Source organism: Cyanobacterium sp. HL-69, from assembly GCA_002813895.1.
GTDB lineage: Bacteria > Cyanobacteriota > Cyanobacteriia > Cyanobacteriales > Cyanobacteriaceae > Cyanobacterium.
This window is the reverse complement of sequence record CP024912.1, coordinates 2156997-2178567: the sequence shown is the minus strand read 5'-3', so window position 1 is coordinate 2178567 and position 21571 is coordinate 2156997. Positions and strand designations below refer to the sequence as shown.

General features: G+C 39.5%; 20 protein-coding genes and 1 tRNA gene. 5 read left to right on the top strand and 16 right to left on the bottom strand.

Going from position 1 to position 21571, the window contains the following annotated elements:
* The first annotated feature begins 18 nt into the window (after positions 1 to 18).
* Positions 19 to 501: an SRPBCC family protein gene (locus AA637_RS10005; RefSeq protein WP_446682637.1), complete on the top strand. Its 483-nt coding sequence runs from the start codon at positions 19 to 21 to the stop codon at positions 499 to 501.
* A 291-nt stretch (positions 502 to 792) separates the two neighbouring features.
* On the opposite strand, the gene AA637_RS10000 is transcribed toward AA637_RS10005, so the two are convergent.
* Entirely contained in the window at positions 793 to 1560 is a 768-nt protein-coding gene (locus AA637_RS10000) for a hypothetical protein (RefSeq protein WP_446682636.1), read from the bottom strand.
* Positions 1561 to 1779: 219 nt separating this feature from the next.
* Between AA637_RS10000 and AA637_RS09995 the strand changes: the two genes are divergently transcribed.
* Positions 1780 to 1853, top strand: a tRNA-Met gene (locus tag AA637_RS09995).
* An 11-nt stretch (positions 1854 to 1864) separates the two neighbouring features.
* On the opposite strand, the gene thyX is transcribed toward AA637_RS09995, so the two are convergent.
* The 6 genes from thyX to AA637_RS09965 form a co-directional block, all read right to left on the bottom strand.
* Entirely contained in the window at positions 1865 to 2656 is a 792-nt protein-coding gene (gene thyX, locus AA637_RS09990) for an FAD-dependent thymidylate synthase (RefSeq protein ID WP_446682635.1), read from the bottom strand.
* Positions 2646 to 2966: a nucleoside triphosphate pyrophosphohydrolase family protein gene (locus tag AA637_RS09985; protein WP_446682634.1), complete on the bottom strand. Its 321-nt coding sequence runs from the start codon at positions 2964 to 2966 to the stop codon at positions 2646 to 2648. The genes thyX and AA637_RS09985 overlap by 11 nt, the downstream gene beginning before the upstream one ends.
* A gap of 219 nt (positions 2967 to 3185) precedes the next feature.
* Positions 3186 to 4325, bottom strand: coding sequence for a cell division protein FtsZ (ftsZ, locus tag AA637_RS09980; protein ID WP_446684567.1), 1140 nt, complete (start codon positions 4323 to 4325; stop codon positions 3186 to 3188).
* 303 nt (positions 4326 to 4628) lie between these two features.
* A complete protein-coding gene (trpD, locus tag AA637_RS09975) occupies positions 4629 to 5663 on the bottom strand; it encodes an anthranilate phosphoribosyltransferase (protein ID WP_446682633.1) in 1035 nt (344 codons plus the stop codon).
* Positions 5664 to 5919: 256 nt separating this feature from the next.
* Positions 5920 to 6834: an SPFH domain-containing protein gene (locus AA637_RS09970; protein ID WP_446682632.1), complete on the bottom strand. Its 915-nt coding sequence runs from the start codon at positions 6832 to 6834 to the stop codon at positions 5920 to 5922.
* Positions 6835 to 6964: 130 nt separating this feature from the next.
* The gene (locus AA637_RS09965; RefSeq protein ID WP_069791106.1) at positions 6965 to 7387 is read right to left on the bottom strand and encodes an NfeD family protein; all 423 of its coding nucleotides are present in this window, start codon (positions 7385 to 7387) and stop codon (positions 6965 to 6967) included.
* A 483-nt stretch (positions 7388 to 7870) separates the two neighbouring features.
* Here AA637_RS09965 and gltB point away from each other — a divergent pair, with 483 nt between their 5' ends.
* Complete coding sequence (gene gltB / locus AA637_RS09960) at positions 7871 to 12502, top strand: glutamate synthase large subunit (protein ID WP_446682631.1); 4632 nt, start codon at positions 7871 to 7873, stop codon at positions 12500 to 12502.
* A gap of 121 nt (positions 12503 to 12623) precedes the next feature.
* Here gltB and purQ read toward each other — a convergent pair whose 3' ends face one another.
* The 4 genes from purQ to AA637_RS09940 all read right to left on the bottom strand — a co-directional run bounded on the left by purQ (position 12624) and on the right by AA637_RS09940 (position 15180).
* On the bottom strand, positions 12624 to 13301 hold the full coding sequence (gene purQ / locus AA637_RS09955; protein WP_446682630.1) for a phosphoribosylformylglycinamidine synthase subunit PurQ: 678 nt from the start codon (positions 13299 to 13301) through the stop codon (positions 12624 to 12626).
* A 3-nt stretch (positions 13302 to 13304) separates the two neighbouring features.
* Positions 13305 to 13565, bottom strand: a complete 261-nt coding sequence (gene purS / locus AA637_RS09950) for a phosphoribosylformylglycinamidine synthase subunit PurS (RefSeq protein ID WP_069791109.1) — start codon at positions 13563 to 13565, stop codon at positions 13305 to 13307.
* Between the two features lie 155 nt (positions 13566 to 13720).
* The gene (recR, locus tag AA637_RS09945) at positions 13721 to 14317 is read right to left on the bottom strand and encodes a recombination mediator RecR (RefSeq protein WP_069791110.1); all 597 of its coding nucleotides are present in this window, start codon (positions 14315 to 14317) and stop codon (positions 13721 to 13723) included.
* A 105-nt stretch (positions 14318 to 14422) separates the two neighbouring features.
* Positions 14423 to 15180, bottom strand: a protein-coding gene (locus AA637_RS09940; protein WP_446684519.1) for an IS5 family transposase whose coding sequence is annotated in 2 segments (ribosomal slippage) — positions 14423 to 14841 and positions 14841 to 15180 — 759 coding nt in all. Because the reading frame shifts where the segments join, the coding sequence is not laid out codon by codon here.
* A 123-nt stretch (positions 15181 to 15303) separates the two neighbouring features.
* Here AA637_RS09940 and AA637_RS09935 point away from each other — a divergent pair.
* Both AA637_RS09935 and AA637_RS09930 read left to right on the top strand, forming a co-directional pair.
* On the top strand, positions 15304 to 15867 hold the full coding sequence (locus AA637_RS09935) for a DUF697 domain-containing protein (RefSeq protein WP_446682629.1): 564 nt from the start codon (positions 15304 to 15306) through the stop codon (positions 15865 to 15867).
* A gap of 255 nt (positions 15868 to 16122) precedes the next feature.
* Positions 16123 to 16644 (top strand): hypothetical protein, encoded by a 522-nt coding sequence (locus tag AA637_RS09930; protein ID WP_446682628.1) that lies wholly within the window; start codon positions 16123 to 16125, stop codon positions 16642 to 16644.
* 176 nt (positions 16645 to 16820) lie between these two features.
* Here AA637_RS09930 and AA637_RS09925 read toward each other — a convergent pair whose 3' ends face one another.
* From AA637_RS09925 to serS, 5 genes are all read right to left on the bottom strand, one after another.
* Positions 16821 to 17507, bottom strand: a complete 687-nt coding sequence (locus AA637_RS09925) for an SDR family NAD(P)-dependent oxidoreductase (protein WP_446682627.1) — start codon at positions 17505 to 17507, stop codon at positions 16821 to 16823.
* A gap of 14 nt (positions 17508 to 17521) precedes the next feature.
* Positions 17522 to 18190: a DUF4335 domain-containing protein gene (locus AA637_RS09920; protein WP_446682626.1), complete on the bottom strand. Its 669-nt coding sequence runs from the start codon at positions 18188 to 18190 to the stop codon at positions 17522 to 17524.
* A 44-nt stretch (positions 18191 to 18234) separates the two neighbouring features.
* Positions 18235 to 19269, bottom strand: coding sequence for a pentapeptide repeat-containing protein (locus AA637_RS09915; protein ID WP_446682625.1), 1035 nt, complete (start codon positions 19267 to 19269; stop codon positions 18235 to 18237).
* An 82-nt stretch (positions 19270 to 19351) separates the two neighbouring features.
* A complete protein-coding gene (locus tag AA637_RS09910) occupies positions 19352 to 19960 on the bottom strand; it encodes a DUF938 domain-containing protein (protein WP_446682624.1) in 609 nt (202 codons plus the stop codon).
* Between the two features lie 61 nt (positions 19961 to 20021).
* The gene (serS, locus tag AA637_RS09905) at positions 20022 to 21323 is read right to left on the bottom strand and encodes a serine--tRNA ligase (protein ID WP_446682623.1); all 1302 of its coding nucleotides are present in this window, start codon (positions 21321 to 21323) and stop codon (positions 20022 to 20024) included.
* Between the last annotated feature and the right edge of the window lie 248 nt (positions 21324 to 21571).

Below are 21571 nucleotides of genomic sequence, written 5' to 3'. Positions count from 1 at the left end.
TATCAATTGCTTACCACCATGACTTTTAACTTTTCCTTTAAACTACTTCTCGGAGATGGCGAAAAACTATTATGTCAATGCTCTCTCTACAAAACTTACAGAGTCACCACAACTATCCCCGTGGACGTAGTTTGGCATCGTTTGATTAATTTAGCAGATATGTCTTGGCATCCCCTATTTGTCAAAACGAGATTACCCAAAGGGTTGATACCAAAACCAGGGTTGATTTTTGGGGTAGTTACCCGTCTTACTCCCATTCCTATCAGGGTTTTTGTGGAGAATGTACGCCCCAAGGAATTTTTGAGTATTCGTTTATTAGCTATACCTGGTATCGAACAAAGAATTACTTATCAAATGGAATCAACTCTACGGGGCAGTTATATTGCCTATTCCATCACCCTAAAGGGGTGGCTTTCCCCTGTGGTTTGGTGGTTTATGAAGCCCTATTCTGCTAAGGTGGCTTCTGAGTTGGTAAATGCAGCGGCGAAGTCTTTACCTTAAAAAACTTGTCTTTCAAAAATTATCCTTGTCGGATTTCTCCATCGCAACAGTAGTTGTTGAACGAAAAATCTCCGCTTATCTACAACGGGGAGTATTAATTAACCTCAATTTGGGATAATTATTATTAGTGTGGTTTAGTGTCAGGCTTGACGGTGAAAACTTTACAGCGGTTTTCAAATTGTTAAATAACAGCCAAAAATGGTGGAAAATGTTCACCTCACTATTGCCCATTGCCCATTGCCTATTCCCTGCCTTAACTAGAAAATGTTATCCCGAACTCAAGTTAATTAATTATTTTTCTTTACGGGAAGAATGACCAAACCATGATCTTTTTTCCTGCTCAACAGTGTATTTTTCTTGTAAAAGTTGAGTTACATCTTCAATATTTCCTTCGGGTAATACCCAACCATTATCAATATCTGGAAAATCTAATTTACAATTTTCGCATTTTTTATCGGAATAGAAGCGAATGGGACACCAAAAGGATTCGACATTACGCAACATTTCACTACCTAATGACCATACCCCCGTCATCCAATCACAATACAAACACCAAATCAAATCGTAGCCGATTAATCCTTCAAATTTTTGGCGAGAAACATTAACCCATTCTTTTGTTTCATATTTGGGTAACTTTACTAACCATGTCAAAGGCGGATACACAACAATTTCAGCAAGACGAACAAGCCAAAATAGGGGAATTGCTAGGGCTGTAATCCACACTGCTAAATGGTTACGCCATTTTCCTACCATGGTGCTTAATGTGCTGTGAATATTACTTTTAGGTCTTGTGTGTAACGATTCGTGAGCGAAAATCCAAATCCAAAGACTGGTAAATTCGGCTAATAAGGAAATCCCTACCCCTTGCCAACGGGCTGTAAGTGAACCGATGAGGATAGGAATTAGCATAAAATATGATAGTGCTAAATCTATACCAGGGGCGTAGCAAAGTTTATCAGAAATTTCTTTTCCTATTACCCCTAACCGCGGCAATAAATACAACATAGATATGCCTAGCAATAGAAAAATAACTAGGAAAAAGTATAGTTTTATTAACATTTATTTTTATTAATTAAGAGTGTAATAGTTTTCAGTATAAAGACAAAAAATAAGTATTAGTGTATATCAATAAGTTTTATGACATGGTGTTGGATAAGTAGTACTGTATCCCTTTATTTCTTATATTTTTACCGATCGCCCTTACACCCACATTTTGTTTTAGAACTAATTCCCCCTTGCATAATCTCAGAAAGTTTGTTATACTCGTAAGAGTGATGACGCGGGATAGAGCAGTCAGGTAGCTCGTCGGGCTCATAACCCGAAGGTCGGTGGTTCAAATCCGCCTCCCGCCATAAAATAAAGATTAAGGGGCTAGTAAGTTTTTACCTAGCCTCTTTTTCTTATATATTTCTGCCACTTCAGGCATCCATTGTTCAAAGTGATATAGTAATAGGGTTGCTAAGTCTCGGATTTCTGACTGGGCATCTTTGGGTAATCGTAGGTCACAAAAATGTAATAAGCTACGAGCATTAAAGGATACTACAAAGTGCTGACGGATATTTTGGGTTAATATATCCCTTGCATGTTCTGGGGCGTAACCATCATTATTGATTTTTTCGGCATAATAGGCGATCGCACTTTGAGTAAAAGCAATATCCTTATTACGAGTATCCTGAGAATAAAAATATTTATTCCCCTCTCGGTCAAAATAATGACCAATGGCACGAAAATAAAATAAAGATTCTATCTCATGGGCAATGACATCAAAATCAGCCGATTGCGCTTCTAACTCCTCAATTTTCTGGGCTAAATGTAAAATTCGTTGGCTGGTATAACGTTGAGATTGACAATCAAAACTTACCCCCACCCGATGGGTACGCGCCTGTACCATTACAGAATGGGGAAAATTGATCACATTAAAAGTAATACTAGGATGCTCAATGATGCCCCAGTGCATTTTATTTACACAATTACGGACAATTCTACGTCCTAATTCCGCCTCAGAATAACTAGCTAACTTTTCATATTCCTCTGCCACAAAACTCTCACTATAATCTTGGTGCATTGCCAAATAACAAAGCAAATTAGGGCGATCGGTTTTGCCCAATACTGTAACCTTAAAACGAGGATCTAATAAATGTAAATTATCGGTCATCTCCATCTCCTTGTAACGTTTGATTTTCTTTTCTTTTAAGCAGTTTAGAAATGTTAGCTTCCATCACTTCTTCAGGGTTTAACCCCAATTCATCACACAATCTTGCCCAATACCAAAACACATCACCCAACTCTTTAGTTAATTTTTCTTGGGCTTTTTCGAGAGGAAAATCCTTTCTAATATACTTTTTTACCACCCCACTAACTTCCCCAGCCTCCGAAGCGAGTCCAAGAGTTAGATACTCCAAAAAAGTATCAGGGGGATAAATAGCCGTTTGTTTTGTTAACTCAACATATTCGTTTATATTCATAGAAAAAATTATCTCAACTTAATAAAATAAATACTCATTGTTTTTCAAACACCACAATTCTGCACAACATTTAATCGGAAATATTTTACAGAATTAATCAAATCCTTTAATGACAAAGAATAAAAGAGATTGATTAATAAAATGGTCACACAAAAAGACAACAGACAAGTAAAGAAGTATCTCATTGTCCATTGCCTATTGTCAATTCTTAACTTTCTGCTAACGGCGAGGAAATCGACGACGTTGCAGAAACTCAGGAATATCCAACCCTGCTAGGGGATTCGTTTCCGACTCCGAATCCACGGGCTTTTCTTCCTCATCCTCATCTTTATTAGAAGAAGCTAGGGGAATACTAGGAGGGGTAGAAGGAGAAATAATATTCTGTAAAGAATCATCAGAGACATTTTCTGCGGAAAATCCTGTGGCAATTACCGTAATGCGAATTTCCCCTTGCATACTCTCATCTATTACTGCCCCAAAAATAATATTAGCATTGGGATCAACAATATCGTAGATGGTTTCAGCCACCGTATTAACTTCATGGAGGGTTAAATCATTACCCCCAGTGATATTTAACACGACTCCTTTTGCCCCCTGAATAGAAGACTCGATGAGAGGAGAAGAAATAGCAGCCACGGCACTTTCCTTTGCCCGAGATTTTCCAGAGCCAATACCAATGCCCATTAAAGCCGAACCTGCATCCGCCATAACCGCCCTCACGTCGGCAAAGTCAACGTTAACTAAACCAGGAATGGTGATGATGTCGGAGATGCCTTGCACCCCTTGACGGAGAATATCATCGGCAATGCGGAAAGATTCTTGTAAAGGAGTCTCGGAGGGAATAACCGATAAGAGTTTGTTGTTAGGAATAACAATGAGGGTATCTACCCGACTTTGCAGCGCAGCGATGCCATCATCGGCTTGGGTGGTGCGTCTTCTTCCCTCAAAGGTGAAAGGGCGAGTAACTACGCCAACCGTTAAACAACCCATTTCTTTTGCCACTTCCGCAACGATGGGGGCTGCCCCTGTGCCTGTGCCTCCGCCCATACCTGCGGTGATGAACACAAGATCAGTATTTTCAAGGGCTTTGGCGATTTCTTCCCGAGACTCTTCGGCGGCTTTTTGTCCGATGGAAGGATTACCCCCAGCACCTAATCCTCTGGTGAGTTTTTGTCCGATTTGGAGGCAATAGGTAGCCATGGATTCGGTAAGGGCTTGGGCATCGGTATTAATTTGCCAAAATTCCACCCCTGAGACGTTGCTTTGAATCATGCGGTTAACGGCATTACAACCACCACCACCGACACCAATCACTTTTATTTGAGCCACATTACTAGGTACTATTTGACGTGAATTCATATTAGTTTCAACGGGGGGAGTTTGAGCCTTGGGTTTTTGAGTTTTTGGGGGGGAGTTATTATTTTGATTCTTTTTGATTCCTGATGACTCGATTAGATATTTGGCAAGGTTGAGATCTGATTCATTCATTTTTATTTTAGGCTTATTTTACTTTGGTGTTAAGAATAAATACTATTTTTTTTAGTAAAAATAAAGGTTACATAAATATTTCAATTTTTAGGTACTAATAGCTTTACCTATGCTCACAAAAATTATAACTTAACCTATGGTATTTATCTTTTGGTATGATATGTGTGGACAATTTTACTTTTGGGCAAAAAAGTTTACTAATTCTTGTAATTTGTCCCAAGCACTGCCACTTTTAATAATATTTCTGGCTTTTTCAATGGCTGTGGTGTAATCCCCTAGAGGGGTAATTTCTCCTACTTGTAGGGCTAGGGAAGCGTTTAAAACTACAGCATCGGTTTGGGCTTGGGTGCCTTTTCCTTGTAATACTTGAGTTAAAATGTGGGCGTTTTCGAGGACATCTCCTCCTTTTAAATCGGCGAGGGTGGCAGGGGTTAAACCTAATTCTTGGGGATTGATGGTGGTTTTATTTACTGTGGCATTATCAATAACTGTCATGTCTGTAATGTCTCCTAGCCCTGCTTCGTCTAGCTTTTCTCTGCCGTGAAGGGCGATCGCCCGTTTCACCCCCAAACTATGAAGAGCCTGTGCCATGGGGTCAATAAATTCGAGAGCATATACCCCAATAATTTGCCCTGTAGGACGTAAAGGATTAACTAGAGGGCCTAGTAAATTGAAAATTGTTCTGATTTTTAATTCCCGACGAATAGGGCCCACAGCCTTCATGGCAGGATGCCAACCTGGGGCAAACAAAAAAGTTACTCCTACTTCGTCTAAGGCTTGTTTATACTCTTCAATATCTCCATTTAACTTGACTCCTAGATGCTCCAAAACATCCGCTGAGCCTACCTTACTAGATGCCGAGCGATTACCATGTTTTGCCACCTTCACCCCTGCGGCTGCCGCCACAAAAGCCACTGCTGTAGAAATATTAAAAGTAGAAGAGCCATCACCCCCCGTGCCACAGGTATCGATGACGGGCACAGAATGACTAATCAAATCTGATTGTAATGATTGAGATTGCAACACCTGAGCCATCCCTGCCAATTCAGCCCCTGAAACTCCCTTGGCTTGTAGTGCCGCCAAAATAGCTCCTGAGAGTGCTGGACTAATTTCTTCTTTTAACCATCCTTCCATCAGGGTTGATGCTTGACTTTGACTCAAGGATTCTTGGGCGAGAAGTTGTTGTAATAATAAAGTCCAGTCTGTCATTTTAATTGATAGGGTAATTGCAATATTGGCTAAATTTTATCACCGACATTACACACTATCAACTTTTTATAAAAATTTTTGGCAAGGGTGTTAGGTATTTGGTATCAAGGGAGGCAAGAGGCTTAAGCCCCTTGTTAAGAAATTACAAAAAATTTATTTAACTTAATTTCTCGTATTCACTTCCTTGATAGTTTGACAAAGGCTGGTCGTATTTTAAACCGGCAACCTAAAACCTAACACTGATTTACCCATTAATTTAAAGGCGGGTGTTACCATCTATCAAAGAATTCATCCCCTCAAGGGTAGATACAATACTACTAGGATCCATAAACATTACCTTACTACTTTCACTACTACCAATAACCTTACCCGTTTCTAAATATTGTTGGGTGAGTAAAAACTGGAGTGCTTTTTGGGCTAGAGTGTCTCCCCGTAACTGATTGACCACAATTTGCAAAGCCTCGGCGGTGGCTTGGGCTTGGAGGATTTGCTGTTGTTTTTCGGCTTCTGCTTCCAAAATAGCTGCTTTTTTCATGGCTTCGGCTTCCAGCAGTTTAGCTTCTGCCCTACCTTGGGCGGAGTTGATGGCGGAGTCTCTTTCTCCTTCGGAGGTGAGAATGGAAGCTCTTTTTTTCCTCTCTGCCGTCATCTGTTGTTCCATGGACTGTTGTACGGCAATAGAAGGGGTAATGTCTTTTAGTTCTACCCTCAATACTTTAACACCCCAAGGATCCGTGGCGATGTCTAATTCCCTTAGGAGAATGTTGTTAATTTCGGTTCTGGCAACGAAAGTTTCATCTAGTTCTAATTTACCTATTTCTGAGCGAATTTGGGTTAAAACTAGGTTTTGCATGGCGGACTGGAGATTTTCGATTTTGTAATAGGCTTTTTCCATATCCACGATACGCCAATACACCACAGCATCAACACTGATAGAAACGTTATCTTTGGTGATGCAGGATTGGGGCGGTACGTCTAATATTTTGTCTCTGATGGTATCTTTATAGACTACTTTATCTAGGAAGGGGACGACGAAGTTGAGTCCGGGGGACAATTTTTTGTTATAGCTTCCTAAGCGTTCGACTAAATATTCGTTTTTTTCGTTCACAATTTTGACACTACCGAAAATGGCTGAACCTGCTAAGGCGACGATAAAAAATAGTTGTTCCATGGGTCTTTATTTTTGATAGTTATTTTTATTTTAAAGATAAATCTTTATTACTAAATAGTATTAGTTAGTAAGGTATTTTTTTGTTAAAAAGAAGTTAAGACTTCTGTATTTTTTTGTATTTTTATTAGGGTTAAAGTTTTCTGGGTAGTACGGATAGGGTGTTGCCATGACGACTGACTATATATACTTTTTCATCGGGATTTAGTTCGATGGTTTCGTCGGCACATACCGCCTGCCATGAATTTCCTTCATACATGACTCTTCCCATTTGCCCCGGGGCGATCGCCGTTATGGTCACCCCTTCATCGTCTTCTAATAATAAAAGTTCATTTTTTTTAGGAGAAAAATATTTTTTAGCCAAAAAGATTAAAGTGAAAGAGAGAATCATCCAAATGACAATTAGAGCATTATTGTAAGGAAATATAAGGGAAATACCTGCTACAATAAAAGCACTTAAACCCATCATAAATTCTACAAATGCGGTGGGAAATATAAGCTCCATCAAACAAAATAGTGAGCCTACGATAAGCCATAATAGTACGGGTGATGACATAGAAAACTATTTCTGATTACTTAATTTTATAAACTGAAATTTAAAAAAGTAAACGTTAGCGATGGTGCATATAATTTATTTTTTTATGATTATTTTTATTATATTATAAACTTCTTTGTTATTTTCGATGATGACGATTAGGTTTGATCTAAGCTGAAAAAATGTTGTACTAAAGTGTTTTGTTTTTCTAAAAGTAAATCAAAACCTGTCATCATATTCCTAAGACCATGGACTAAATAGTTTACTTGTTATGTCTATGATAATATGCAAAATTTATCTCAACAAAATTCAGAAGAAAGAGCCATGTCATTATTACTAGATCTTTAACAAACTTAATATTATGTTAAAAATCTGACAAAAAAGATAGATCACTAATAAATATTCTTATAATATAAAGAACTAAAAATAGAGAGAAAAAGAAAGTTAGACTTAATATTTTCTTTATATTTGCACGAATCAACACCGACAATTTAGGAAGCAATTATGACCGTAAATAATATACCAAAAAAACAGGGATTATACGATCCACAAAATGAACATGATGCCTGTGGTGTAGGCTTTGTAGTGCATAAATACGGGAAAAAATCTCACGACACAATACAACAAGCATTAACCATTTTAATCAACTTAGACCATCGGGGGGGCTGTGGTGCCGAACCCAATACAGGAGATGGTGCAGGGATATTAATGCAATTACCCGATGGCTTCATGCGTCACGAAGCCGAAAAATTAGGTATTACCCTACCCCCCACAGGAGAATATGCCGTAGGGATGATGTTTACTTCTCCCGACGAAGAAAAAAGATTAAAAGCCAGAGGCATATTTGAACAAGTAGTGGCAGAAGAAGGACAAAAAGTCTTAGGTTGGCGGGATGTACCCACCGATAACTCTGATTTAGGTAAAAGTGCCTTAGTCAATGAGCCTTTTGTACAACAAGTATTTATCGCCAAAAACCCCCAAATTGAAGATAATATTGACTTCGAGCGCAAATTATTTGTGATTAGGAAGCGATCGCACAATGCTATCAAAGCTCCTGAAATAGATGAACATTGGTATCCTGCCACTATCTCCAGCCGTACCATCGTCTATAAAGGAATGCTCAAGCCTGTGCAAGTAGGCAAATATTACCTCGACTTGAACAATCCAGCCCTAGAAACCGCCCTCGCCCTCGTCCATTCCAGATTTAGCACCAACACCTTCCCCAGTTGGGAAAGGGCGCACCCTTACCGCTACATCACCCATAACGGGGAAATTAACACCCTCAAAGGTAATACCAACTGGATGCGCGCCCGACAAGCCCTCTTTGAATCCGAATTATTTGGGGAAGATATGGAAAAAATCCAACCCATTATCAACATCGATGGTAGTGACTCCCTGATTTTTGATAACGCGCTCGAAATGTTGGTGTTAAGTGGTCGTAGCCTTCCCCATGCCGTCATGATGATGATACCTGAACCTTGGACGGGGCATGAGTCCATGAGTGCTGAGAAAAAAGCATTTTATCAATACCACTCCTGTTTAATGGAGCCTTGGGATGGCCCTGCCTCCATCGCTTTTACTGACGGTAAACAAATCGGCGCAATTCTCGATCGCAACGGCTTACGTCCCTCGAGATATATCGTCACCAAAGATGGCTTAGTGATCATGGCATCGGAAGCGGGAGTATTACCCATCGAGCCAGAAAGGGTAGAATCCAAAGGAAGATTACAACCCGGGCAGATGTTTTTGGTGGATATGGAAGCAGGGCGCATCGTAGCGGATGAAGAAGTAAAAAGGGCGATCGTCACTGAAAAACCCTATCAACAATGGCTCGACAAAAATCTATATACCCTCGAGGATTTACCCTCACCCCCAACCCCTCTCCCCAAGGGCGAGGGGAGTAATGGGAATCTCATACCCCTCCAACAAACCTTCGGCTATACCTTTGAAGACTTGCGGATGCTCATTGCCCCCATGGCAACCAACGGCGTAGAGGCGATCGGGGCCATGGGTATTGATACCCCCTTAGCGGTGTTGAGTGACAAGCCCAAACTTTTATACGACTACTTTAAACAACTTTTTGCTCAAGTTACCAACCCCCCCATCGATTCCATCAGAGAAGCCATTATCACCTCCGCCGAAACCACCATCGGCAGGGAAGGAAACTTGCTCAATCCTGAACCCGAAAGCGCTCACCTCATCGCCCTAAAAACTCCTGTTATCACTAACGAGGAATTGGCTAAACTCAAGAATCTTACCCCCCCCTTATCAAGGGGGGATGGGGGGGATCCTTCTCACCAATTTAAAGCCCATACCCTCTCAATCCTGTTTGACCCCAAAGATGGCGAAAAAGGTATGGAAAAAGCCCTAGAAGCGATTTTTAATCAAGCAGATCAAGCCATCAAAGAGGGATGCACCCATATTATTTTGAGTGATAGAGGGGTAGATAAAAATAATGCCCCTATCCCTGCCCTCTTGGCGGTGTCAGGATTACACCATCATCTGATTCGCAACGGTACTCGTACCCTAGTAGGGTTAATTCTCGAATCTGGTGAACCGAAGGAAGTCCATCACTTTGCCCTCCTCCTCGGCTATGGTTGCGGTGCCATTAACCCTTATCTCGCCTATGAAACTATCAACCAGATGATCGAAGAAAAGCTCATCACAGGAGTTGATTATGACACCGCCGTATATAACTACATCAAATGTGTCACCAAGGGAGTTATCAAAATTGCTTCTAAAATTGGTATTTCCACTATCCAAAGTTACCGAGGGGCGCAAATTTTTGAATCTGTGGGTTTAAATGATACCGTCATTGATAAATATTTTTCTCGTACCGCCTCCCGTTTACAAGGGGTAGGTTTAGACGTAATCGCCGAGGAAACCGCCATGCGCCATAACCACGGTTTCCCTCAAAGACAGGTAAATGGACATACCCTTGATGTGGGAGGAGAATATCAATGGCGTAAAGACGGGGAAGCCCATCTTTTCAATCCCCAAACCATTCATACTTTGCAACAAGCCGTCAGGGAAGGAGATTATCAAATATTTAAAGCCTATTCCCAAATGATTAACGATCATGGCAAACACTACTTCCGTTTACGGGATTTATTGGAGTTTAAACCACAAGAATCCATCCCCATCGAAGAAGTTGAGCCTATCGAGAATATCATGAGACGGTTTAAAACAGGGGCGATGAGTTATGGTTCTATTTCTAAAGAAACCCACGAATCCTTGGCGATCGCCATGAACCGTATTGGTGGAAAATCCAACACAGGGGAAGGAGGAGAAGATCCCGAACGCTACACTTGGACAAATGAACAGGGAGACTCAAAAAATAGTGCCATTAAACAGGTAGCCAGTGGACGCTTTGGGGTAAATAGCCTTTACCTTTCCCAAGCCAAAGAAATTCAAATCAAAATGGCCCAGGGTGCAAAACCAGGAGAAGGGGGACAGTTACCTGGTAAGAAGGTTTATCCTTGGATTGCTAAGGTGCGCTATTCTACCCCGGGGGTAGGTTTAATTTCCCCTCCTCCTCACCATGACATCTACTCTATCGAGGATTTAGCTGAGTTAATCCATGACTTGAAAAATGCCAATCGCAACGCTCGTATTAACGTTAAATTAGTTTCAGAAGTGGGAGTCGGTACCATCGCCTCTGGGGTTGCCAAAGCCAAAGCCGATGTGGTTCTCGTTTCTGGTTATGATGGTGGTACAGGGGCATCTCCCAAAACTTCTATCAAACACGCTGGATTACCTTGGGAGTTAGGTTTGGCGGAAACCCATCAAACCTTGCTATTAAATAATCTCCGTAGCCGTATTGTGGTAGAAACTGACGGACAGATGAAGACAGGAAGGGATGTTATCGTTGCCGCCCTCCTCGGTGCAGAGGAATATGGTTTTTCCACCGCCCCCCTAGTCAGTCTTGGTTGCATTATGATGCGTGTATGTCATCTCAACACCTGCCCTGTGGGAGTTGCTACCCAAAACCCCGAACTCCGTGCTAAATTTACAGGAGATCCAGCCCATACCGTGAATTTCATGAAGTTTATTGCCCAAGAAATGCGGGAAATTATGGCAGAATTGGGTTTCCGTACTATTGATGAAATGGTAGGACGTACGGATGTTTTAGAGCCGAGAAAAGCCGTTGACCATTGGAAGGCAAAGGGTATCGATATATCTCCTATTCTCTATCAGCCGAAAACAGATCCTAGTATGTCTCGTTACTGTACTATCAAGCAGGATCATGATTTGGATAAATCCCTTGATATGACTACTTTATTGGATATATGCAAACCAGCCATTGAAAAAGGAGAAAAAGTTAAGGCGACTCTACCTATTAAAAATACTAACCGTGTGGTAGGAACCATTTTAGGTAACGAAATTACGAAAAATCATTGGCATGGCTTACCCGAAGATACCGTAAATTTACATTTTGTCGGTAGTGCAGGGCAAAGTTTTGGGGCATTTGTACCCCAGGGCGTTACTTTAGAATTGGAAGGAGATGCCAATGACTATATAGGTAAGGGCTTAAGCGGCGGTAAAATCATCGTTTATCCTGACAAAAAAGCCACCTTCAAAGCCGAGGAAAATATCATCGTTGGTAATGTTGCCTTTTATGGTGCTACCGGTGGAGAAGCCTATATTTCTGGGGTTGCAGGAGAACGTTTTTGTGTTCGTAACTCTGGGGTAACTACCGTGGTCGAAGGTATTGGCGATCATGGTTGCGAATACATGACTGGTGGTAAAGTGGTTATCATCGGGGCTACAGGACGTAATTTTGCTGCTGGTATGAGTGGCGGTGTTGCCTATATTCTTGATGAAAAAGGAGATTTTGCTACCCGTTGTAATACGGAAATGGTAGGTTTAGAAACCCTCGATGATGCTTCGGAGATTGCGGAGTTGAAACAGTTAATTACTAATCATCAACAGCTTACTAATAGTAAAAAAGCGGAAAAAGTCCTCGCTAATTGGCAGGAAAATATCGGTAAGTTTGTGAAGGTAATGCCCCGTGATTATAAACGGGTTTTAGAGGCTCTAAAAGAGGCTATTGATTCTGGTTTAAGCGGTGATGATGCTCTCAATGCAGCATTTGAAGCTAATTCCCAAGATGTTGCCAGAGTAGGAGGTAGTTAATATTCTGATGAAAATTTAGTCTATTTACAGTGGGTTTATTAACCTACTGTTTAGGCTTTAATTATCCTTTGTCTTGGTGGGCATTGCCCACCATAACCTAAATAATGTGCGTTCGAGTGAGTTAACAAAGCCCTGCAAATAAAGCTTTTCCATCAATAAAACCGAGTCCATCATCACTAGCCCTTTCAGGATGGGGCATCATTCCTAAAACGTTACCTTTTTTGTTGGTAATACCTGCAATGTTATAACATGAGCCGTTGGGGTTGGATTCTCCGTTAATTTCGCCTTTCTGGTTAGAGTAGCGGAATAAGATTTGATTATTATCTTCTAATGCCTTGAGAGTATCTTCATCAGCGTAATAATTTCCTTCACCGTGGGCAATGGGTAAACAAATGACTTCTTCTGATGAATAATTTTTTGTCCAGATAGAGTTATTATGTTCTACTTTGACAGGAACTTGATCACAAATAAAATGTAAATCTCGGTTACGAATCAGCGCCCCAGGGAGTAGTCCAGCCTCTGTGAGTACCTGAAAACCGTTACAAATACCTAATACTAACTTTCCTGCTTCGGCGTGTTTGATGATACTATTCATGATAGGAGAAAAACGGGCGATCGCACCACAGCGCAAATAATCTCCATAACTAAACCCCCCAGGCACAACAATGATGTCAAGGTCATCAATATCAGTGTCTTGGTGCCACACAAAACGGGTAGGCTGATTCAAAACCCCCTCCGTTACCATGGCTACATCGCGATCGCAATTTGAACCAGGAAAAACAACAATACCAAACTTCATAACCTAAGCCTCCACAGGATTTAACTCAAAACGATAATTTTCAATGACAGGATTACTCAAAAGTTTGTCACACATTTCATGTAAATCCGCCTCAGCCTTTTCCTGACTCTGTGCCGTCACATTCAACTCAATATATTTACCAATGCGCACCCCCTCGACTCCTTCATAGCCCAACTGGTGTAAACCTGACTCCACAGCAGTTCCAGCCGTATCAAGCACAGAAGCCCTTAAAGTTACATACACACGCACAGAATACTTTTTCATAACCAATCAATTAATATAAAAATAAAAATAACTTAACTTAAAGTCCCTTTTTTCCCATCTAAAGGAAACATCCCCACAAGCAAGAGATTTCAGAAGATTTAGGGCAAGGTAAACACCTAAAACCTTCTCAATTGTCCATGGTCAATTGTCCATTGTCAACTATCAATGTCCCTACGCCCTTCCAAAGCCCTAGCCAATGTCACCTCATCCGCATATTCCAAATCACCCCCCATGGGCAAACCAAACGCAATGCGAGTAACCCGAGTAAAAGGCTTTAACAACTGTGCAATATAAAGAGTAGTTGTTTCCCCCTCCACACTAGGATTAATAGCCAAAATAACCTCCTCCGTCTTCTCTCGGCTTACCCTTTCCACCAATGCCGTAATATTAAGTTGCTCTGGCCCTATGCCATCCATCGGCGAAATAACACCCCCCAAAACATGATATTTTCCTTGATATTCCCTAGTCTTCTCTAGGGCAATAACATCCTTAGAATCCCCCACCACACATATAATCGTCTCATCACGATTAGGATTACTACAAATATTACAAATAGGCTCAGCCGAAAGATGAAAACAACGCTGACAGAAACCAACCCTTCTTTTTGCATCCACAATGGCTTGAGCCAAATTTTCTGCATCTTTATCAGGACGTTTTAGGATATGTAAAGCCAATCTTTGAGCGCTTTTAGGGCCCACACCAGGTAACTTTTGTAACTGTTCAATTAAACGAGCAAGGGGCGGGGTATAAATAGTGATTTATCTCCGTAACGAAAATCCACTCTAGTTTATCCTAGATTTTATCCCAATGCACCCTTTCTTGGATTAGATCTAAAGCAGGAAATTTAGGGCGTGTTATCAATTAAGCCATATAACGACTGCGGCTAGATAAATAGCACCAAGAAAATTTATTTTTCGTTTATCATACCTAGTGGCTATGGCTCTATATTGTTTTAATCGGGCAAAAAAGTTCTCAATCAAATGTCTTGCTTGATATAAATACTTATCATATTCTCGTTGTTCTTTTCTATTTCTTTTTGGTGGAATAACCGCTATTTTATCCTGCTTCTTTAGCTTTTCCAGAACTCTTTCATCCGCATCATAACCTTTGTCCCCTAACAAAATATCTGCCTTTATTTCTTTTAGTAAAACATCTGCACCGTCCAAATCACATTTTTGTCCTCCGGTGAGGAAAAAACCTGTAGGATTACCTAATGCGTCAACCGTAGTATGAATTTTTGTACTTAAACCTCCTTTACTTCGACCTATTGCTTCCTCGTTTTTATCCCCCCTTTTGCACCAGCACTATGCTGGTGTGCTCTTACTATGGTTGAATCAATCATGGCATATTCATCGTCACTATCTCCTGCCAAAATTTGAAAAACCTTTTCCCAGACACCTTTTTTATTCCAACGACTAAAACGAGTATGAACCACTCGAAAATCACCAAATCGACTAGGTAAATCTCGCCAAGGAATACCAGCTCGATACCTGTACAATACCGCTTCGACAAAAAGTCGATTATCTTTGGCGGTGACTCCCACTGTACCAAATCGACCCGGTAATAAATCTTTAATTTTTTCCCATTGATCGTCTCTCAAACCATACCTGCGCATCTCTACCATATCCTCACTTTTGTCACAATTACTATCATCCTTATTTTATCTGTTATTCTCTTCTATTTGATGACACGCCCTAAAACTTGAGATAAGATTAAAGATAAAATTGGGGGTCAAACCATGAGTCAAAAATTGGAAGCCGAAAAAATTATTCGTACCCATGTACTTTGGGCTATGGGAGGAGGTTTAATACCTTTACCTTTAGTCGATTTTGCCGCCGTTACTGCCATTCAACTAGAAATGTTGCAACAATTAGCGAATCTATACGGGGTGAGTTACTCTCAAAACATGGGTAAAACCTTTGTTTCTGCACTCAGTGGTACTACTTTGGCCAGTTTAGGTTCAAGTTTTATTAAGGCGATTCCAGGTATTGGTAGTATCATTGGCGGTGCTTCTATGTCTGTAACTTCTGGGGCTTCTACCTATGCGGTGGGGCAGGTTGCTGTTAATATTTTCTCTGAGTCAGGCTCATTATTAAATTTTGACCTCGAAAACGCTAAAAAGGCTTATGAGTCAGCATACAATCGGGGAAAGTCTTATGTTTCTGATTTGGAAGAAAAGAATAAGGATGAGGCGTTAAATATTTTTGAATCTTTGGAAAAGCTAGGAAAGTTAAAAGAACAAGGTATTTTGTCTGAAGAAGAATTTAATAAAAAAAAGCAAGAACTATTAGATAGACTTTAAGTATTATTGTTATTTGTGTTTTTAAATAGCTGAATAATATAGTTGATTTTTAAATAAAATCTGTTTTAAATATTTGATAATAATAGTTTGTTTTTTATCGTAAATGTTTACATCATACTATTTCTGAAATGAAAATATTTTGTACAATATTCATCCGACCATCAAATATGTTGTAATTTTTATCACAAAGTAAGTTACTTACCATATAAAGATGGTGTTAAGATCGGGTAAGCAATAATAATTATTAATCATCCCATGAGTAAGAAAAAAACTTTAAAAGAATATCAACAGGAAGAAGAAAAGCTGAGAGAAATTTTAGTTTTGTTAGAACAGTTATTTAAAAGAGAAGAAGCCAGTGCTAAAGCTATTATTGGTTGTCTCTATGACATAGCAACTCTTAATTTAATAAATAAATACTGTCCTTTGTGGGGCATTAACTCTACTTTAAAATATATTAGTCGTTTTCCTCGTCCTGTGGCAAAATATCTGGGCTGTAAATTATATTTACAACCAAAATGCCCTCAGTTGATTACGGATTGGCTTTATACTTTGGTGGAGTTTCCTGAATCGAAAGGCACAGAGGTGGAAATTGTGGAAGATTTGGCTTTACCAGCACAGACGCAAATTAAGTCTTTACGAGGAAGGGTAAGGGTTTTGACAGGAGCGTTAGTTGCTTCTTTTGCTGTTTTTATTGGTGGCTTTAGTTGGATTGCTTATAATTTACAGGTTACTCCAGCGGAGTTGTTAACTACTACCCAAACACGTTTAAAAAACTAAATAGAGGGTTAGCTTTATTTTATTAAGGTGTAGTTTTTTGGCTATAAAATAATACCAGATTCTTTGTTTTATATTCTTGTTATTATAATTCTTGAAATTTTATTGAATAAATATTTTAAGTTTTTTTAAAGCTATATTTTCATCTAAATTACTAGGGGCGATCGCCCCTAAATGTCTTATTTTTCTAAACCAAAATTAATTAAAACTTCGCCAATATAAGCGGTATTTGGTAAACTTAAAACGGTACTAATTACCTTGGCAACATCTTCGGGCTGAGTCATCATTTGAGGAGCAAGATTAACTTCTTTTACCATATCTGTGTTGACAAAACTAGGACAAATTGCCGTTGCTCGAATACCATCATCCCAGCCTACATTGCGCATACTCTGACTGAGGGCAAGAAAAGCAAACTTACTGGCGGAATACCCTGCCAAAGTACCTTTTACCCTTTTTCCCGACATGGATACAAGATTAATGATTCTTCCTTCCCCTGACTGTTTCAGATAGGGAAAAGCCGCCCTAGTGAGTCGCCAAGGGGCTTTAACATTAATTTCCCAAAGACTATCTAACTCTTCCTCGTTATCATCCTCAAACTGTACTTTTTTCAAAATTCCTGCACAGTTAATCACCCCATCAATGCTTCCAAACTTATCAACGGTAGCTTTTACCCAATCCAGAGGAGATTGTTTATTGGTAGCTTCGTAGGGATGAATTAGCACCCTTTCATGGTTAACAAAAACACTATTATCCAAATCAGCAGGATTTCTCACCCCAAGACTGAGGCAATAATTTTCCTTTATTAATTGTTCAGCAACTTTTAAACCGATACCTCTACTTGCACCACTAATTAAAATTACTTTCATGGTATTCTTTCTTACTATTCTACTGCGGGAGGCTCTAGGGGCAACTCTTGCTCTAACTCTATATTTTCTTCCCTTGGGGGAGTAGGCTCAAGATTTGGGTCACTAATTTCGTTAGGTAGAGGAATGAGGAAAAGGGCGATCGCACTCAGGGCAAACCCTGCTAAACCAAACACTGCGGGGGTTGATTGCTCCACCAAAGAAACCTCCATCTGACGATAACGACGAGACACAGGGGAAAGACTATCATTCAAATGAGGTAAAGTCGAACTATCCGCCAAAAACTGATCCAAAGTTTCCAATAAATCAAATAACTGTACAGTGCTTAACTCAATCTCCAACTGATTTTCCGTATCCTCCTTTTTTTCCTGCCATACCAAAACATGGCGATTTTTCTGAGGAATTTTACGCAAATAAATATAATCATTCTCATCATCCGCTGTCCAAGAATGAGTTAACCCACTCAACAATTCCTGTCCATAAGCACTAACTGCGCGAAGCAAATTAGCCACAAAAGTAACCCCTCCACTCAACACCGTAGGATTACCCAAAATTTGACACTTAGCTTCAGTTAAAACCGTCATTATGGGGACACCATTAGACAGATTACTACTATCATCACTAAAACCATGTAAAGAGAATGTGCAGTTAGGGGAATTGTATTGACGTTGGATGGGGATACTCATGGATAACTATCAAAATGATCAGCTTATAATTATAGCACTGGCTGTTAACCGCCAATATTATCTCCGAAAATTGTTCCCTCTATCAAAGCCTGTGCCAAAGTAGTTTTAGTCAAATTTGCCTTCATTAAATTTGCTCCTGTCAAATCAGCACCAATTAGATTCGCCAAGGCTAAACTCGCTGACTGAAGATTAGAAAACCGTAAGTTTGCCCCCTCCAGATAAGCACCACTCAAATCAGCACCATTTAACTTCGCATAACTAATATTAGCCTCACTCAAATCCACATCCGTCAAATCAGCACCCCGAAGATTAACATATTTAAAATCTGCACTACTGAGTTTTAAACCACTCAAATTTGCCCCTGTCAAATCTCCCCCAGCAAAATCAACCAAGGGATTTAAACCTGCTATGTGCGCCAAATCATTAAAATCATCTTTCGGAGTTTGATAAATAATCTGTAAAATCTCTTTCAACTCCTCCAATAAATCTTCTTCTTTTTCCTGATTTATCTGGGATGGTACAATTTCATCAGAACTAAAAATTGTTTCACTCACAAAAGGTTTTAAATTAGTTTGCCAAATAAATTTAGCTAATTTTCTTTCTAAAACAGCGTGTTTGTTGGGGGTAATATCGTGGCGCCACAATCCCTCTATTTCGGTTAAATAAACATGGGCTAGTTTACTTTTCAAAGTCGTTGTTAATTTATAAGGGGCTTCCTCAATTTCAACAGTACCTAAGATAACATTGTCTAAATGTCCTTCTAAAAATTTACTCTCTATTAAATGCCTAATTTCCCAATAGGGCAAACGAGACAAGGGATTATCAATCTTTTTTATTAAAGGAGATTTTATATCCTTCGCTTCTACTAGACGTATATTTTCTAAATTTAAATGTAGTCTAACTACCCTCAGAGCAAATTTAACATTACCATGAAGAATTTTTTTTTCTAGGGGGGTAAACTCAAGATTGAGACAAATTTGGAACTGATTGGCAGTACCTGTCACAGGGATAAGTTGTAATTTCATGGATAAACAATCACAATATTGACTGTGAGAATTTAAAATTTGATACTCTGCCATGGGTCTCAATCTACTTGCTACTATTTAAACTCACTTTTTAGAATATCACTTCTATGAGTTAAACTCTTGAGAGTTATAAAATTTAACATTGTTTCTCAAAAATCACAGATAAATTATTGCTAGGCATTTCGATAATTTCTTGTAAATTTAACTGATTTTTTTTTGCCACTTCGACAACAGTTTCAAGGTTTCTGACTCCCCATGCAGGGTTTCTATTTTGTAAAGATTGATCAAATTGTTGGTTACTAGAGGCTGTGTGTTGATTTTGGCGTTTATAAGGGCCATACAAGTACAATTTATCACCGTTATTTAATATTTCTTTTGCTCCTTCCATTAGCCCTAAACAGGCATCCCATGGGGCAATGTGAATCATGTTAATACAGGCAATCGCCCTTATGTCTTGTTCTCTCAAAGGTTCATACCATCGAGGTTTTGTCACATCGATAATTTTAGGATTTTGAATATTTTGATGTCCTGATTCTTGTTTCCATGTACAAATACTGGCGATCGCACTTTCACTTATATCCGAAGGAATCCAAGTGCATCGAGGAAAATGAGGAGCAAAATAAACACAATGCTCCCCCGTACCACTAGAAATTTCTAAAATACTACCATCTTGGGGAAAAACCTCCCTTAAAACATTTAAAATCGGCTCTCTATTTCTAAGAGTAGCAGGCGCATATTGTTTCATGAAAAAACTTGATATATAAATAAAGTGCAAAGTGGGCAACGCCCACCATCATCAATCAACCCTAGTTTCCATCCACCGTTAAAACATCCCTTCTCAGATAAGGACGCAAAACTTCAGGTACAACCACCGAACCATCAGCCCGTTGATAATTCTCCAACACCGCTGCCATAGTACGCCCCACAGCCAAACCAGAACCGTTGAGAGTGTGGACATAACCAGTACCCTTAACCCCCTTCTCCTTAAAGCGAATATCAGCCCGTCTAGCCTGAAAATCTCCACAATTAGAGCAACTAGAAATCTCACGATAAGTATTAGCCGAAGGCAACCAAACCTCCAAATCGTAACACTTATTCGCACTAAAACCCAAATCTCCCGTACAAAGTTCTACTACTCGATAAGGTAACTCCAAAGCCTGTAATATCGCCTCTGCATCCCCTACCATCTTTTGATGCTCATCCTCGCTAGTTTCAGGACGCACCACCTTAATCAACTCCACCTTATTAAACTGGTGTAAACGAATCAACCCCTTCACATCCCTACCATAACTACCCGCCTCCCGACGAAAACAAGGAGTATAAGCACAATGATGAATCGGTAAACTATCACTATCCAAAATTTCTTGGCGATAAAAATTAGTAACAGGCACCTCCGCCGTAGGAGTCAACCATAAATTTTCTCCCTCACACTTAAAACTCTCCTCCGCAAACTTAGGTAACTGCCCAGTGCCTTGCAAAGAATCAGTATTAATCAACACAGGGGGCATCACTTCCAAATATCCCGCCTCAATTTGACGGTCTAACATAAAATTAATTAAAGCCCTTTCTAAAGCCGCACCCATACCAATTAAAGCTACAAAACGACTTTGGGCAACCTTTACCGCCCTTTCCGAATTGATAATCCCTAACTTCTCCCCAATCACATCATGGGATAACGCTTTATCGCTAGATACTCTATTTTTAAACTCATCTCCCCATCGTCTTACCTCAATATTTTCCTCCTCACTAGCACCCACAGGGGTAGTCTCACTAGGAAGATTAGGTAATTCTAACAATCTACCCTCAATTTCTGCCTTTAATTCTCTCTCTTGGGGTTCTAAATCCGCCAATTTTGCCTTAACTTCATTACCTTCCTGCTTAAGATTGGCAATTTCTTCTCCTTTTGGATTCGCACCATCACGGATTTTTTGACCAATTAATTTACCAATTTCATTACTTCTGGCTTGTAACTCCGTACGCACCGATTGAATATCTCTTTGTTTGTTATCCAATTCAAGAAGGGAATTTAAATCATAGTCAGAATTTCTTGTTTTTAGTTGTTGTAAAATTTGCTCAGGGTTTTCCCTAATTTTTTTTAAATCTAACATTATTATTTACAATCAAATAGTTATTTAAAATAATTAATTGGCACTTTAAAATAGCTTGAAAAATTAAAATCAGTTTTTTAGCAACCTAGTATTTTTTCTCACAAACTCTTTATAAAAGATCAAAAATTGCTACCAATTAACAAGGGGTTCAAACCCCTTGCCTGATTATCAATAATTGTGTGTTCACAAATTGTTTAAGATTGCTATATTGAGAAGAATTAAATGAAATTTAAAACAATAAACTTTTT

Bases quoted from the DNA above. Each gene is read 5' to 3' on its own strand.
- AA637_RS10005 (WP_446682637.1), top strand. From the start codon at position 19: ATGACTTTTAACTTTTCCTTTAAACTACTTCTCGGAGATGGCGAAAAA.
- AA637_RS10000 (WP_446682636.1), bottom strand. From the start codon at position 1,560: ATGTTAATAAAACTATACTTTTTCCTAGTTATTTTTCTATTGCTAGGC.
- thyX (WP_446682635.1), bottom strand. From the start codon at position 2,656: ATGACCGATAATTTACATTTATTAGATCCTCGTTTTAAGGTTACAGTA.
- AA637_RS09985 (WP_446682634.1), bottom strand. From the start codon at position 2,966: ATGAATATAAACGAATATGTTGAGTTAACAAAACAAACGGCTATTTAT.
- ftsZ (WP_446684567.1), bottom strand. From the start codon at position 4,325: ATGAATTCACGTCAAATAGTACCTAGTAATGTGGCTCAAATAAAAGTG.
- trpD (WP_446682633.1), bottom strand. From the start codon at position 5,663: ATGACAGACTGGACTTTATTATTACAACAACTTCTCGCCCAAGAATCC.
- AA637_RS09970 (WP_446682632.1), bottom strand. From the start codon at position 6,834: ATGGAACAACTATTTTTTATCGTCGCCTTAGCAGGTTCAGCCATTTTC.
- AA637_RS09965 (WP_069791106.1), bottom strand. From the start codon at position 7,387: ATGTCATCACCCGTACTATTATGGCTTATCGTAGGCTCACTATTTTGT.
- gltB (WP_446682631.1), top strand. From the start codon at position 7,871: ATGACCGTAAATAATATACCAAAAAAACAGGGATTATACGATCCACAA.
- purQ (WP_446682630.1), bottom strand. From the start codon at position 13,301: ATGAAGTTTGGTATTGTTGTTTTTCCTGGTTCAAATTGCGATCGCGAT.
- purS (WP_069791109.1), bottom strand. From the start codon at position 13,565: ATGAAAAAGTATTCTGTGCGTGTGTATGTAACTTTAAGGGCTTCTGTG.
- AA637_RS09935 (WP_446682629.1), top strand. From the start codon at position 15,304: ATGAGTCAAAAATTGGAAGCCGAAAAAATTATTCGTACCCATGTACTT.
- AA637_RS09930 (WP_446682628.1), top strand. From the start codon at position 16,123: ATGAGTAAGAAAAAAACTTTAAAAGAATATCAACAGGAAGAAGAAAAG.
- AA637_RS09925 (WP_446682627.1), bottom strand. From the start codon at position 17,507: ATGAAAGTAATTTTAATTAGTGGTGCAAGTAGAGGTATCGGTTTAAAA.
- AA637_RS09920 (WP_446682626.1), bottom strand. From the start codon at position 18,190: ATGAGTATCCCCATCCAACGTCAATACAATTCCCCTAACTGCACATTC.
- AA637_RS09915 (WP_446682625.1), bottom strand. From the start codon at position 19,269: ATGGCAGAGTATCAAATTTTAAATTCTCACAGTCAATATTGTGATTGT.
- AA637_RS09910 (WP_446682624.1), bottom strand. From the start codon at position 19,960: ATGAAACAATATGCGCCTGCTACTCTTAGAAATAGAGAGCCGATTTTA.
- serS (WP_446682623.1), bottom strand. From the start codon at position 21,323: ATGTTAGATTTAAAAAAAATTAGGGAAAACCCTGAGCAAATTTTACAA.